9 protein-coding genes and 1 pseudogene are annotated in these 13,122 nt (G+C 60.0%); 5 read left to right on the top strand and 5 right to left on the bottom strand.

Annotation, left to right across the window (positions count from 1 at the left end; translation table 11 throughout):
- Positions 1-127: 127 nt before the first annotated feature.
- Positions 128-439, bottom strand: a complete 312-nt coding sequence (locus DM992_RS35165) for a DUF4148 domain-containing protein (protein ID WP_111020865.1) — start codon at positions 437-439, stop codon at positions 128-130.
- A 400-nt stretch (positions 440-839) separates the two neighbouring features.
- Here DM992_RS35165 and DM992_RS42025 point away from each other — a divergent pair, with 400 nt between their 5' ends.
- Positions 840-1,061 carry a hypothetical protein gene (locus DM992_RS42025; protein ID WP_162631810.1) on the top strand — a complete coding sequence of 74 codons (222 nt, stop codon included), beginning with the start codon at positions 840-842 and terminating at the stop codon, positions 1,059-1,061.
- A 1,976-nt stretch (positions 1,062-3,037) separates the two neighbouring features.
- Positions 3,038-4,354 (top strand): replication initiation protein, encoded by a 1,317-nt coding sequence (locus tag DM992_RS35160; protein WP_072440344.1) that lies wholly within the window; start codon positions 3,038-3,040, stop codon positions 4,352-4,354.
- A gap of 93 nt (positions 4,355-4,447) precedes the next feature.
- On the opposite strand, the gene DM992_RS35155 is transcribed toward DM992_RS35160, so the two are convergent.
- From DM992_RS35155 to DM992_RS35140, 3 genes are all read right to left on the bottom strand, one after another.
- Positions 4,448-5,479 carry a ParB/RepB/Spo0J family partition protein gene (locus DM992_RS35155; RefSeq protein WP_111020864.1) on the bottom strand — a complete coding sequence of 344 codons (1,032 nt, stop codon included), beginning with the start codon at positions 5,477-5,479 and terminating at the stop codon, positions 4,448-4,450.
- Positions 5,472-6,167 (bottom strand): ParA family protein, encoded by a 696-nt coding sequence (locus tag DM992_RS35150; protein WP_006759638.1) that lies wholly within the window; start codon positions 6,165-6,167, stop codon positions 5,472-5,474. The genes DM992_RS35155 and DM992_RS35150 overlap by 8 nt, the downstream gene beginning before the upstream one ends.
- Positions 6,168-8,294: 2,127 nt before the next feature.
- Positions 8,295-9,422 carry an MBL fold metallo-hydrolase gene (locus DM992_RS35140; RefSeq protein WP_111020863.1) on the bottom strand — a complete coding sequence of 376 codons (1,128 nt, stop codon included), beginning with the start codon at positions 9,420-9,422 and terminating at the stop codon, positions 8,295-8,297.
- Between the two features lie 83 nt (positions 9,423-9,505).
- On the opposite strand from DM992_RS35140, the gene DM992_RS35135 reads away from it, so the two are divergent.
- Positions 9,506-10,159, top strand: a complete 654-nt coding sequence (locus DM992_RS35135) for a TetR/AcrR family transcriptional regulator (RefSeq protein WP_111020862.1) — start codon at positions 9,506-9,508, stop codon at positions 10,157-10,159.
- A 197-nt stretch (positions 10,160-10,356) separates the two neighbouring features.
- A complete protein-coding gene (locus DM992_RS35130; protein WP_111020861.1) occupies positions 10,357-10,848 on the top strand; it encodes an NAD(P)H-dependent oxidoreductase in 492 nt (163 codons plus the stop codon).
- Between the two features lie 61 nt (positions 10,849-10,909).
- On the opposite strand, the pseudogene DM992_RS35125 reads toward DM992_RS35130, so the two are convergent.
- Positions 10,910-11,388 (bottom strand): annotated as a pseudogene (locus DM992_RS35125) (DUF2889 domain-containing protein).
- A gap of 752 nt (positions 11,389-12,140) precedes the next feature.
- Between DM992_RS35125 and DM992_RS35115 the strand changes: the two are divergent.
- The gene (locus tag DM992_RS35115) at positions 12,141-12,839 is read left to right on the top strand and encodes a ProQ/FinO family protein (protein ID WP_111020859.1); all 699 of its coding nucleotides are present in this window, start codon (positions 12,141-12,143) and stop codon (positions 12,837-12,839) included.
- Positions 12,840-13,122 lie beyond the last annotated feature (283 nt).

Here is a 13,122-nt window from a genome sequence, read left to right as displayed (position 1 = left end):
ATTGCGCAAATGCACAGATCGAGTTTGCGCTCGTTCATGAGCGGCATACCGCTTTTGACGTGCATCGCGTGACCGCGATGCACGCGACAAGCCGCAGATCGTACCACGGCTTGCCGCCGAACGGCGCTTACTGGCTGGCGCCGGCGGCTTTCTTCTCCGCGTTCTGCAGGTTTTGCGGATAGTTCGGGTCGTTGGCCGACGGCTTGTAACCGGCGTCTTCGAGCTTCTTCAGCTCGGCGGTGTTTTTCGCGCGCGCAGCCTTGCGCTCCGCTTTGCGTTGAGCCCTGGCCGCCTTGCGTGCCTGGCTCTTCGCCGCCTTGGCGTCCTGTGCAGCAGGCGCACTGGCGGCGTCGGTCTGGGCAAATGCAGGAACTGCCGAGCCGAACAGGAACGCGGCTGCGGTAGCAGCCAGCGTGAGTTTTCTGATCTGGATTCGCATCGCTGAACTCTCTTTTCTGATGATTATCACGGTTGGAAAGACCATCGAGATACCGCCCCTGTCCTGATCGGTCGTCATGTCGTGATCGGGACCTGTGCATCATAACCGCGTCGTGAAAAATGTGGCGCCAACGTGCAAACAGAGTTGGGGATACACGTATGGGAGAACACGTGGACGTCGGTCTACCGTCGCGCGGAGCTGGCAGGGACGGTATATCGCGTTTCGGCACGCGTGAAGGTCGCGTGGTCGAGGCAGTGGAAACGTCGGACGTACAGCACGCTTCGGTGATGAAGATCGATTACATGGCGTGATGCGAGATTGCGATTCCGATGACATTCGTATCGTCGTGTCTTGCTCGCATGCAGATGGTTGTTTCATAGGTGGTGTTAGCAACACGCTCATGCTTGCCGTGACCTTCATCACACGAAGCGCCATCACCGCAGGAGTTGTCGATCTGTGTGCAAAGTTGCCGCTCGACGCGGCTTCAGAGACGGGTTCTCCCATAAACGACCACGATTCGGTTCGTCCGGTGATCGATGCGATCGTCTCGCGTTACCACACCGGAAGGCGACGTGCATGGTTACCTTGGCCGGTGAAGCTCATCGTCGTCTGGTGTGTGTAGCGAAATGGGTTGACGCTCGGTGGAGGGTGAAGACATTGACCGGCCCCCTCGCGAATGCGTGGGGGAACCGCACACGCGTTGCGATACTCGTCCGGCACACGTTGCGCGTAGTGTTGATGCCGCGACAAGGCTTGTCAGCCAGCCCGACTCTGCTCATGGACACTTCAGGCAACGCGCGCGCAGGCCACAGATTTTCCATTCGACGATTTTGGCCGCCCCGTATCCCTTGCGGATGCCGCGGCTGCACAGCTTGTATATACCTGTGGGACGCGTTGTCGGTGAGCTTTTACGGGACCAGGAAGCTTCTGACGGTGAGAATGTTCGGGATCGTTGCCCGAATTCGTTTGCGGTGAGTTTCTTCAACGACTGCATCTTCACGTTGGCTCGTCACTTTCACGAGATCGGCCCAGGAGCCGGCGACCTGTGCGGCCTGATGAAGCGGAGACTACTCTTGCTTCCGGGAGGCGGTGTTGCCCTCTCATTGCCATCCAAGTGCACAGCGTTACTCTTCGGTCGATCCAAAGGTAGAAAGTTGCGGGACCTCAGGGCGGGGATGCAAGCCGCGTCTATTTCCTCTGTGCACGGTCCACAGGCTAAATGTGACGAGAAGCATCGACAGGCGACCGGCAAAAAACTTGTCTGCAGACCGGGAAGCATGAGTACAAAAAACCATTCGCGTGCCGTCCAGGATGATTTCGAACTTCCGTGGGTGAATCTGACGATGTCCGTGCGTTCGGGCGCCGATCCGATTTGCCCGTCGATCACAGGAGTACGGACCATCGCTGTCCCGGCTTTTCGATCCCATAGATGGGAACCTGAATGCGGAAACCGGTGATTTCTGCCCGATTTCCTCCCATAGGTTTCTACTTTTAGGTGTTTGTGAGTGGGCACTCACCTCTCCGGAAAGCCTTGTCGGGCTTGCGGCCTTGGTGAAACGAGGCGTCAGGCCGCTGTCCAGCAGGGCTGAATCGAAGCATCGAAACACTTGGTGGACCGCGGACGGGTCCTATGGGTAGCGGTTTATGGGGCTTGTTTTTCTGCGGCCGCACATGTGTGTTTACATCTTTGGTAAACCACGTTTACTTCTTTAACTACTTTTAGACGGCTCAGAGCCTTATCCCACAAGGGTTTGATCGGTGTTCGGTACCCATTTATGGGAGCATAGGTGGAAGGGTTTGGGGTTTCAGGTCTGTGGATTTGGGGTTTTGGGTACCGCGTTGTGGGGAATCGGGGCTGTGGATATGGGGCAAGCGTACCCGGTTATGGGAAATCAGCATGAACCCGAGTTGGGTAGCCGTCTATGGGAACGCAGGAAGGTAGCCTTTTATGGGGCGTTTTTTTTGATCCGTAAGTGCTTGCGTGCACAGCGATTTTTTTCGGGTAGCCGTTTATGGTGTCTCTCTATGGTAACCGTTTATGGGTGGTCGATCGGGCCGGTCGAGTATGTTTCACCGGGACCCCTCTGCTGGCTGCTCCCATAGGCAGGATCGACGTCGCGGACAGGTAGCCTTTTATGGGATAACCAAATGGTTGCCGTTTATGGGAGCGATTTCTCCGTTCGAGGCCGAAAGTAACGCAATCGGCCATGTCGAAGACTGCCGACAGGTAGCCTTTCATGGGAGTCAATGAAGGTAGCAAGTTATGGGAGAAAAATACCCGCGTGCTGCAAGGCACCACGAATCCGGTCGTCGATCGCGATTCCGCTCGTTTGCCCCCATGGATGGGTACCTTCCCTGGGGCAAATCTCGTGCCGGGTGTCTGTAGCCGGACACGAAAGGTAGCTTCTTTTGGGAGGAATTTTGGCCAAAAGGTAGATGGATATGGGGCCCCGCGAAGATTACTTCATCGTGAATTTCCCTTTTTTATCAAAAAGTTAGCCGTGATATTGCAAGTGATGCTGGAGCAAGGGCGTTGCCCTGTGGCGTGAGAAGGTATAAAGTCCGCTCTCAACAAGGTCACCTTATCCGGACATCACGATGCCGCGCAAGCCCGCAAGCAAAGGCTCAGACAAACAGGTTTCACTGTTTCAGACACCGGAGCCTCCCGACTTGCTGCGCAAGGCGGTCCAGGCGATTCATATCGCGCCCAAGTCGGGAAAGATCGGTCTGCAGCAGCGCAAGATGTTCAGCTCGCTGATCAAGAACGCGCTTCGGCAGGAGGCGTTCGAGCCGGGCCGGACGAGTTTCTCGATCTCGATCGCCTCGCTTTCGCACGAGAGCGGGTTGAACAGCAACAACACGAAGTACGTGAAGGACACGGTCAACTCGCTGATCAGTACCGTCGTCAACTGGGACTACCTGGCCGCGGACCGTTCGACGGTCTGGAAAGCGTCGGGCCTGCTCGCGGGCGCGGAGCTCGAGCAATCGGTGCTGAAGTACAGCTTCTCCGACCAGATTCGCAGCGAGCTGCTCAATCCGGAAATCTACGCGCTGATCGACATGCGGATCGCCCGCGAATTCCGGCGCTCGCACTCGCTCGCGCTGTGGGAAAACACGGTGCGCTACGAAGGGATCGGCATCACCGCGAAGATTCCGCTGCCGAAATTCCGTGACCTCATTCTCGGCCAGGACAAGGCGTCGCAGTCGTACAAGGAATACAAGCTGTTCAAGAGCAAGGTCCTGGTGCCGTGCATTCAGGAGGTGAACGAAGTATCGGATCACACGCTCGAGCTGATCGAACACAAGTCTGGCCGCAGCGTGGAAGCCGTTCAGTTCAAGGTGACGCGCAAGCAGAGTGCCGATACCGTCGAAGACGGCGACGTCAAGAACGAAGCGCTGGTCGAGGAGGTTGCGAAGTTCGGCATTCCGCGTTCGGAAGCGCGCCGGCTGATCACGCAATACGGCGTTCAGCGCATCAAGGCGGCGATTGCCTATACGCTCAATCGGACTACGAAGAAGAACGCGGCGCCGGTCGACAACGTGGCCGCATACTTCCGCAAGGCGCTGACGCACGGCTACACGCTGGCCGACGGGCAGGGAACCGAAGCGGCCGCACCGGCGAAGGAATCCGCGCAGAGCAAGCAGGAGCAGATTCGCGACAAATATCTGGCGGCGAAGGTAGAGGAAGCCGGCGCGTATTTCCGCGAACTGGAGATCGACGACCAGACCAAGCTGATCGATCGCTACAACGAGACGGTGGCGGGCTCGAAGGATCTCACGCTGTCGCCGAAGAAGAAGGCGAGCAAGCTCGCGCAGACCAGCTTTTTCCGATGGCTGGCGCTGGATACCTGGGGCGAACCGACCTCGGACGACCTGCTGGAATTCCTGCTCAAAAGCAGTCTCGCAAGCAACTGAACAAGGCCTCGCAACCGGGAGGGCGTCGTGCGCCGGACTTCATCGTCCGGTTTCGCGGCGCAACGCGGATGCGAGGCCTTTTGCTTGGGCGAGTTACTTTTGCGTGGCGGCTGCCAGTTCGGCGACGTAGGCGTCGATGACGGTCTTGAGCCTGTCGGCGAGCGCTTCCTGGTGGGACGTGTCGACGCCCTTGAGCTGCAGGTCCAGACGCCCGTCCGGGTAGGTCTTCAACTGGCCGATCGCTTGCGATTCGAGCGCGAAGTCGTGACGAACGCTGTAGCGCGTGCGCCCCGCTTTCTTGTTGTCGGCGCTCTGCGCACGCAGGAAATTCTCGAGATCGCGGACCGATTTCTTCCGGTCGATTACGGCCGTGAGCAGCCGGTCGGCCGTCGGTTCGCCCAGGCGCTCGAAGATCAGCTTCAGGAAGTACGCTGCCTGCAGGCCGACCACGTCGTTCGCGCTGGCCATCCGCTCCAGCAGCGTGTTGGGCAATGCGTTGAGCGACAGCGTCTTGCTGATCGATGCCTTGTCCTTGCCGATCTTCTCCGCGAGCGTGTTCTGGTCCTGAAAGACCTTCTCGTCGAGGAGACGCTTCCATGCGACCGCATCGTCGAAGATCGTCTGGCGTTCGTGATCGTGGTTCGCCCGATACGCGATCGTATAGAGCTGCTCGGGCGTGTGGTCCGTGCGGAACGTGGCATTGATGATTTCGTCGCCGTTGATGCTCGTCGCGCGCAGCCGGCGTTGCCCGTCGATCACGACGAGCTTGCCGGGAAACTCCGGGAGCCGCGTGACCTTGATCGGCTCGATCTGCCCTTCCCGTTTCAACGTCAGCGCGAGCTCGTGCAGGCTCGACTCCGAATAGAACACGCGCGGGTTGAACGGGTTCGGGATGCAGTCCTTGACCAGCACCTTCTGCGGCGCGCCAAGATCCGGTGTGCCGGCGGGTGCGGCCGCGGCCGGGGGCACGGCGGCGGGCGTCGCGTCGACGACATTCGGTGCAGCCGGCGGTTCGGGCAAGCGGGTTTCAAGTGCAGCGTTTTCCTGCGCGAGCCCGCGCAACAGGCCGGCCGCGAGATGCAGGTTGCCGGTCGGCTTCTTGTCTTTCGATGTGTCCTTAGCCATGGGCGGCTCCGGTAGCGCGCGTCGACGCGATGTATTGGGCCATTTCCGTGACCAGCCTCTCGATTTCTGCGCGGGCTTCCTTCAGCCCCTTCAGGTATCGATTGTGATGATGGATCGTGGTACCGAGTGCGAACGTCTGACGGTAGACCTCGCGTTGCGCGATCTGGCTGTCGAGCAAATGCTCTCCTATTTCTTCAGCTCTTAGAATTTTTAAAATTTCTTCACGCATTTTAGTTTTTCCATTAACACTATTCAGCATTAATGCGGAAGAAAGATTCGGGTTACGAACGGCTCGCATCGACTCGATCATGCGAATCATCGCGACGGTGCTGTACAGGTCCGCGGGCGACGGTGACAGCGGCACGAGGCAGAAGTCGGCGACTTCGAGCACGGACGCGATGCGCGGATCTTCGAGGTTGCCCGGACAGTCGACGACGATCACGTCGAAGTTTGCGTCCTGCTTCTTGATCTCGCCGCCGATGCCGCGACCGGCGGGGGCCAGCGAAAGGACCGTCATTGGCAAGGTGTTCTCGCCGCTCGTCACCCATCGGACGGAAGTGCCTTGAGGGTCGGCATCGATCAGCGCGACCTTGTTGCCACCGGCCTCGAACGCAGCCGCGATATTGACGGAGATGGTTGTCTTCCCAGTACCACCTTTTTGATTACTGACGGCGATCTTGAAAGCCATTAAATTCCTCCAAGGAGTTTTGCGTAATATATTCAGTTGTTACCGAAATGTCCAGAAAAGCGTTCGACGTGATGCATATCTGGGAGATCGTTGTTGTTGTCACGTGACAAGTAGGTCGAGCGGCTAACGAGCCCATCGTGAGTAGTGATCGAGTAAAAATAAAATTGTCGATTACGGTCGCGAAGAATGTGAAAAGGGCTGAAGGAAATTCGACGGTCATTGGTGTCGATGATGAAACTCGAACGTAGACACTTATGGGATGGCATTGCCTTTGGTGCTAACAAAAATCCCTTGCGAATCTGATTGGCCGGTTCACAAATGTCCTTGAGGGTGTAGTTGTCACGTGACAAGTAGCCAGGAATTGGTCGCAGCCGATGTTACGTGTCGACAGGAAGAGGTTGATTCGATCGGAAGGTGCGCTTTCGGTTGCTCTCGCAACGCGCGATAGGCCAGCTAGTGGGTGGGTCGATTGCGTGCTTGTAGGGTGAGTTGTCACGTGACAAGCGGCTTAGGATGTAACGCAACGGCGTTGCTACCTTCTCGAAACGGTGTTGATCGGTCAAATCTGGATGTATTAAGCAGATCAAGGTGGATCGGATTTATAGGTAATGTCCGGCGCCACGTTCAGTTGGTATCTGTGTTGTCCGGGAAGTTGTCACGTAACAACAAAGGCAGTCCGGGCATCATAGAAAACGGCAGGACGGCAGGACGGCAGGACGGCAGGACGGCAGGACGGCAGGACGGCAGGACGGCAGGACGGCAGGACGGCAGGACGGCAGGACGGCAGGACGGCAGGACGGCAGGACGGCAGTCGCAGTCGTCAGAGGCAACGCCGATGATTGAGGCGGCATTCATCTTGACCGTCCTGATGGCCAAGATGTCCCGACATTCTCATGGCGGCTGAATACCCTGATCGCTTGGTGAGCCGCACTCAAGCGGAGACGATTATCGATGTGAGTGATGTGACCCCAATTAATGGGGCGACCCTCGCCGGCTTGGTGCGTGCATAGTCCGACAGGAGAGCGTGCGAGGTTCGCTGTGCTTTCAGTGCTACAACCGGCGCGATGCCGTATCCCACATTTCGTATCCTGTATCTATTCGCAGCCATGACGACAGACGGCACAGGAATGACGGCAATCCGTAGCCAAAGGCCGTGTGCCGGCACAAACAAGTCGAATCGTGAAACATTTGCAAAAAATGGGGCGTTGCCGGAAACCCTTATCCAGCAATGGCTTGCGCCATATTCTTCATGCTGTTTCACGCAAAACAGGCGCGATTCTCCTTGGAATTGGGGGCGCATGATTTTTTCATGCGCCACTGACGCCGGCTAGGAGTCAGGCAGTGAGTTTTGTTGTGATTGATACGTCATTCGTGATTTTTGATACATTTCAAGCCGAGGGGCGCTACCGTAGACAACGTCAAGTGAGTGTTGGTCCGGTGTATGACGATGGCTCGTCGAGTCATTGATCTGATGTCCAGCGCTACCATTTAACGCGAGTTGTCACGTGACAACGCTTTTCACCCATCGCGCGATACAACGAGCTGTGGAATTCCTGGAGCCGACCGATGGCTCATCGGCCGCAGCAAATCGGTTGAGCAGAGAGGTCGCATCTATTCTTCTGCGCGCTCATGTCGGTGAGCTGGTGGAAGTAATGATGGAAGATTGAGCCGCCTATCTAAACTTGCATGCGAACCTGTCGACTCGTAACGATCTGTCGAGCAGAAGGCGGTTGGAGTGGTCGATATAAGGTTAACGCCCTCGAATTATCCGATTCTTGCCCTGAACGACGAGGCTGAAGCCGTGGACAATCATGCAGCCTATCCGGTGTGTAGGCGCTTTCCTTCGATGGAAACGTAGATTCGAAACGGCAGTCGCTAGGCACTCAACGGTTTCGGCCGAATTGGCAGATGGGACCAGCCAGCATTTGCCGAAGCCTGCTGTCGCGGCTGGTCAACCGGTGCCCCATATTATTGAATGAAGCTGTCGGGCCGGCGCCGTGTGCATCATTTCCGATTCGGGTGATCGCATCGACAGACAAGCCGCCAACGACCAGATGCCCCGAAAACGCCATGGCCAGAACGCGGCACCGCCGCGCTTCCGAACGAAAGGCATCACGACAGGCGAATCTATTTCGTCGCTTGCGACGCGCAAAATTGCCACCGGCGCGATTTCGTTGCTGCCGGCGCGTTCGCGTGCTCGTCTGCCGTGCGCCACCACCGCTCGCCGCGATGCGGCTCGTCGAGATCGAGGCGCTCGCCCATCCTGGGCGTGGACAACTCGATGCCGCGCACGATCGACAGCGCCGTTACCCGCTCGAACGGATCCTGCCAGCGATGCATCGCGAGATCGAACGTGCCGTTGTGGATCGGGATCAGCCAACGTCCGCGCAAATCGATGTGCGCCTGAACGGTTTCTTCCGGCTGCATGTGCACGTACGGCCATTGCGCATCGTATGCGCCCGTTTCGATCAGCGTCACGTCGAACGGCCCGAGGCGCTCGCCGATCGTACGAAACCCGTCGAAGTAGCCCGTGTCGCCGCTGAAAAACATGCGCAGGTCGTCGTCGACGATGACCCACGACGCCCACAGCGTGCTGTTGCCGTCGAACAGGCTGCGCCCCGAGAAGTGCTGCGCGGGTGTTGCGGTCAGCGCCAGGCCGGCCACGTCGACGCTCTGCCACCAGTCGAGTTGACGGACCTTCTTCGCGTCGATGCCCCATTCGATCAGGCGGTCGCCGACGCCCAGCGTTGTCACGAACACGCCGGTGGTGGCCGCGAGCGCGAGCACCGTGTCGCGGTCGAGGTGATCGTAGTGATCGTGCGACAGGATCACGCCGCGCAGCGGCGGAAGATCTTCAAGCGCTATCGGCGGCGCATGGAAGCGCTTGGGGCCAACATTCCGAAACGGCGATGCACGCTCGGCAAACACGGGATCGGTCAGCCAGAATTCGCCACGCAACTTGAGCAGCAGCGTCGAATGGCCAAGCCGGTACAGGCTGCGATCGGGTGCCGCGTCGAGCTGTGCACGGGTCAGCAAATCGACTGGCAGCGCGCCAGCCGGCACGGTATTGCTCGGCTTGTTGAACAGCATGTTCCAGGCAATCCCGAGCGCCTTGCCGATACCTTCGGCAGGACGCGGCGCGAGATTGCTGAAGCGCTCGCCATTGTGTTGCGGCGAACCGCCGGACAGCGCGCGTCCGCGCCTGGCGGCTGCAAAACCCAGAATGCGGTGAATCAAAACAAGAGGCGATGCCATGTCGGTTCATTCGAAGATAAAAGTACACTAGGGAGTGTAGTTTATTTTCTGGGTAAGTAAACTGCCCGGTGTAAAATTTCCGTATGGATACCAGCACTCTCCCTCAACGCCTGACCGATCGAAAGCGTGCGGCCATCATCGACGCGGCTATCGAGGAATTTCTCGCTGCAGGCTACGATGCAACCAGCATGGATCGCATCGCTGCGCGCGCGGACGTGTCGAAGCGTACGGTCTACAACCACTTTCCCGGCAAGGAAACGTTGTTCGCCGCGATCCTGCACAAGCTGTGGGATGCGACCCAAACCGGGAGTTCACCGACTTATCGCACCGACGTCCCGCTGCGCGAGCAACTGCTCGCCTTGCTGGACCGCAAATTGCGCTTGCTGAGCGACGATGCGTTTCTTGCACTTGCGCGCGTCGCCATCGGCGCGGCCATCCATTCGCCGGAGCGTGCGCGCGACATGGTCGAACGCCTCGGCGAGCGCGAGGAAGACCTGACGGTCTGGGTGCGTGCGGCAGCGGTGGCCGGCCGCCTGTCGATCACCGATCCGGTGTTTGCCGCGCATCAGTTGCATGGTGTCGTGAAGGCATTTGCATTCTGGCCGCAGGTGACGATTGGCCAGCCGCCGCTCACGGCGCCGGAGCAACGGAAAGTCGCGGAATCGGCTGCCGACATGTTTCTCGCGTACTACGCGCGTCAGGACGACGGCGACGCATCATGCGTCGCGCCGGATTGACCGCACATCAGGAAGATCATGCGCGAATCGAAGTCGATGTCATGCACGCGATCAATACACGCCTGGCATTGCCGAGCCGGCAAACCGACTGATCCGCAAGAGCGAACGCACAACCGTCCCCCACACGTGGTCACTGGCGATCCAACGGAAACCGGTGATACGCCGCCCCACCTGAAGCCTGACGCGAGCGACTACGAATGAAGACGCTGTTGATCGTCTATCACACGATGACCGGAGGCACGCAACAGATGGCCGAAGCGGCGGCCGATGCGGCGCGCGAGCAATCCGGCGTCGACGTCAGGCTGCAGCGCGCGGACGCGACGAGCGCAGACGATGTGCTGGCCGCCGACGCATACCTGTTTGCGACGCCCGAGAATCTTGCGTCGATGTCCGGGCTGATGAAGGACTTCTTCGATCGCTGCTACTACGCGGCGCTCGATCGCGTGAATGGCCGTCCGTACGCGGCAATGATCTGCGCGGGAAGCGACGGACAGAACGCGCTGCGCCAGATCGACCGGATCGCGACCGGCTGGCGATTGAAGAACGTGGCGCCCGGCCTGATCGTCTGTACTCACGCGCAGACGCCCGAGCGCATCCTCGCGCCGAAGACGATCGACGACGATGATCGTGCGCGCTGCGCCGAACTCGGCGCGGGCCTTGCCGCGGGACTTGCGCTGGGCGTTTTCTGATTTTCGGAGTGGCAGCAGCAGCGGCGCCGGTCGGTGCAGACAACGCACGCACCCATGCGCGTCACCGATCCTGCAGACGCCGAACCGGCCGAATGCCGGGACCCTGGCTGCCTTTTGCCGCCGGCTCGGGCCGGTGGTATTCGGGCCAAAGACGTTTCACGAGATCGCGCGACGCGCCATACGCATGGCAACTGTCGATCTTGAGCGGCTTGCCTTCTCGGTCGCGGGCGTCGAGCGACGACCGCCGCACGCCGACCATCGTCTGATAGGCCGTGGTTGCGACCGGATGAACGTGGATACGGCGCGGACGACCATGTCGACGTCGAAAACCAGCGTCACGCCGAGATCGTGGATCGGAGACAGCGCAGCGACCGTCCGCGTGCCGCCCGGTGGCGTGAAATCGCTGGTCTTGCGGTCCGCGAGGCTGGCCGTCACTTCGAACAGGCCGTCGCTGCGCCGATAGCCGCGCATGTCGATCTGCCGATGGTGAATCTCCTCGCGCGTGATGCCGTCGTGCGGGATGTCGTGTGGGAGAACCATGTATCCGCTCCGCTTCGTACAACAGGTTCTTTGAGCAGGCTAGAGGGATGTCGCCGACCGGGGCGCCGCCAAACGGGCCAAGGTCCGTTGCCGACGACATTGACCCGGCCATACTACGCACTTTCCGGCATCTTCGTACGCCACGCTATCGATGCGGACGCAACGAGTCGTGCCTGGGTCCGGTGCAGTCGATGGGCGTACCGGGATGTCACGACAGGCAGCGTCGATCCATCGCCATGTGCGTTCCGTTGCCGCGATCGCCGATTCGCATGCAGCCGACGGCGCCGTCCGCGATCCGGAATCGTCGCCTTGGCCGGCGATGCGCTCGCGCAGCACGATCGTTTTCGGCTTCGCAAGGCGCAACACCACGCGTCGGGTGACGATCAGCGGCGGCCGTCGCGCCGATCGTTTCGTTCGTGACTGGCCCGATTTTCGACGACGGTTGTGAACGACGTGACTTCCGGAAACGTATCCATATAATGCGCAACACGGCCGCGCGGACGCATTTTCCGCACGCTGGATCGAGCAAATGCAGACCGACGAGTCAGCCGGCCGTCGCGCGTACCGGTATACTTCCCTCCTGCCTTGTCCGGCATCGTGGCCGGGTGCCTGAAAACAGAGTGGCGTGCGCGATGCGGCCCCGTAGTGTTCCGCATCGGCGGCAGACGGGGCGCACGCGTGGCGGCGAAGCTTTTTGCGCCGCGCGGAATGGCCGCACGAACCACACCTTATATTCCTGGTGGATTGAATTTATGGGTTTTGAACAACTTGCCGAATTGCGGGCGCAGCTCGCAGCGAAGGCCAAGCAGGAGCGCAACGCGAAGCGACCTGCAGCGCCGACGGACGCCGGCGCGAAGCCGAAGTCCGGCGACCAGCCGGTCCGTGGGGCCAAACCGGGTGCCGGCGCCAAAGCGCAGCACCGCGCGAAGCCCGCTTTGGCGAAGCCGTCGGCGCCGGTCGATCCGGTCATCGTTGCGATCGGCAAACTGCAGCGGAAGTTTCCGCGCGCGTTCCCGAAGAATCCGGCCCCCAAAGTACCGCTCAAGGTCGGCATCTGGGACGACCTCGCACGCGAGGCTCAGGCCGTGGGCCTCAATGAAGCCGAACTGCGCGAAGCGATGTCGACGTGGTGCCGCGGCAACCGCTACTGGTCGTGCCTTGTCGAAGACGCAGTGCGGGTCGATCTGCAGGGCAACGAAGCAGGGCGCGTGACGCATGATGACGCCGCGCGGGCGCGTCGGCTGAAGGCACGCCGCCCCGGTAAGGGTGCGGCGCAATCGTCCAAGGGCGCGCAGCAGCAGCCGAAGGCCGAGCTGCAGGCCGAGGCCGCAGCAGCAGCGCCGGAACCGGCGAACGCGGAAGCGCAGACCGACGTCGCGCCGCAGGTCGAGCAGCAGGTCGAGCAGCAGGTCGAGCAGCAGGTCGAGCAGCAAACGGCCGGAAACGAGTAACGCGTACTGGGCCGCCGTCGACTGTACGGCGCTCACCCGCATGCATGTCGCATGCGGCGAATCACGCGACAGACTGACCTGCCTCGAAAGGGCAGGTCAGGACTGCCTCCATCGGCGGTTGACCCGCCGGCACTCCCGCTGCGACGTCAGACCGGCAACGCAACCGGACGAACGGATTCCGTCAATCGGCGCTGCATCTGCGATGCTTCGACTTCGAAGTTTGCGCATGGATAGTACGCATGCCTGATTGCGATGGCACTTCAGTCACATAATTCGGTTTCCT

It is taken from the genome of Burkholderia sp. JP2-270 (assembly GCF_003233675.1).
Taxonomy (GTDB): domain Bacteria; phylum Pseudomonadota; class Gammaproteobacteria; order Burkholderiales; family Burkholderiaceae; genus Burkholderia; species Burkholderia pyrrocinia_C.
The sequence above is the reverse complement of the archived record's forward strand: the minus strand, read 5'-3'. Positions and strand labels throughout refer to the sequence as shown.

Excerpts from the sequence above, each read along its gene's own strand:
- DM992_RS35115 (WP_111020859.1), top strand. The coding sequence starts at position 12,141 with ATGGGTTTTGAACAACTTGCCGAATTGCGGGCGCAGCTCGCAGCGAAG.
- DM992_RS42025 (WP_162631810.1), top strand. The coding sequence starts at position 840 with ATGCTTGCCGTGACCTTCATCACACGAAGCGCCATCACCGCAGGAGTT.
- DM992_RS35130 (WP_111020861.1), top strand. The coding sequence starts at position 10,357 with ATGAAGACGCTGTTGATCGTCTATCACACGATGACCGGAGGCACGCAA.
- DM992_RS35160 (WP_072440344.1), top strand. The coding sequence starts at position 3,038 with ATGCCGCGCAAGCCCGCAAGCAAAGGCTCAGACAAACAGGTTTCACTG.
- DM992_RS35140 (WP_111020863.1), bottom strand. The coding sequence starts at position 9,422 with ATGGCATCGCCTCTTGTTTTGATTCACCGCATTCTGGGTTTTGCAGCC.
- DM992_RS35155 (WP_111020864.1), bottom strand. The coding sequence starts at position 5,479 with ATGGCTAAGGACACATCGAAAGACAAGAAGCCGACCGGCAACCTGCAT.
- DM992_RS35135 (WP_111020862.1), top strand. The coding sequence starts at position 9,506 with ATGGATACCAGCACTCTCCCTCAACGCCTGACCGATCGAAAGCGTGCG.
- DM992_RS35150 (WP_006759638.1), bottom strand. The coding sequence starts at position 6,167 with ATGGCTTTCAAGATCGCCGTCAGTAATCAAAAAGGTGGTACTGGGAAG.
- DM992_RS35165 (WP_111020865.1), bottom strand. The coding sequence starts at position 439 with ATGCGAATCCAGATCAGAAAACTCACGCTGGCTGCTACCGCAGCCGCG.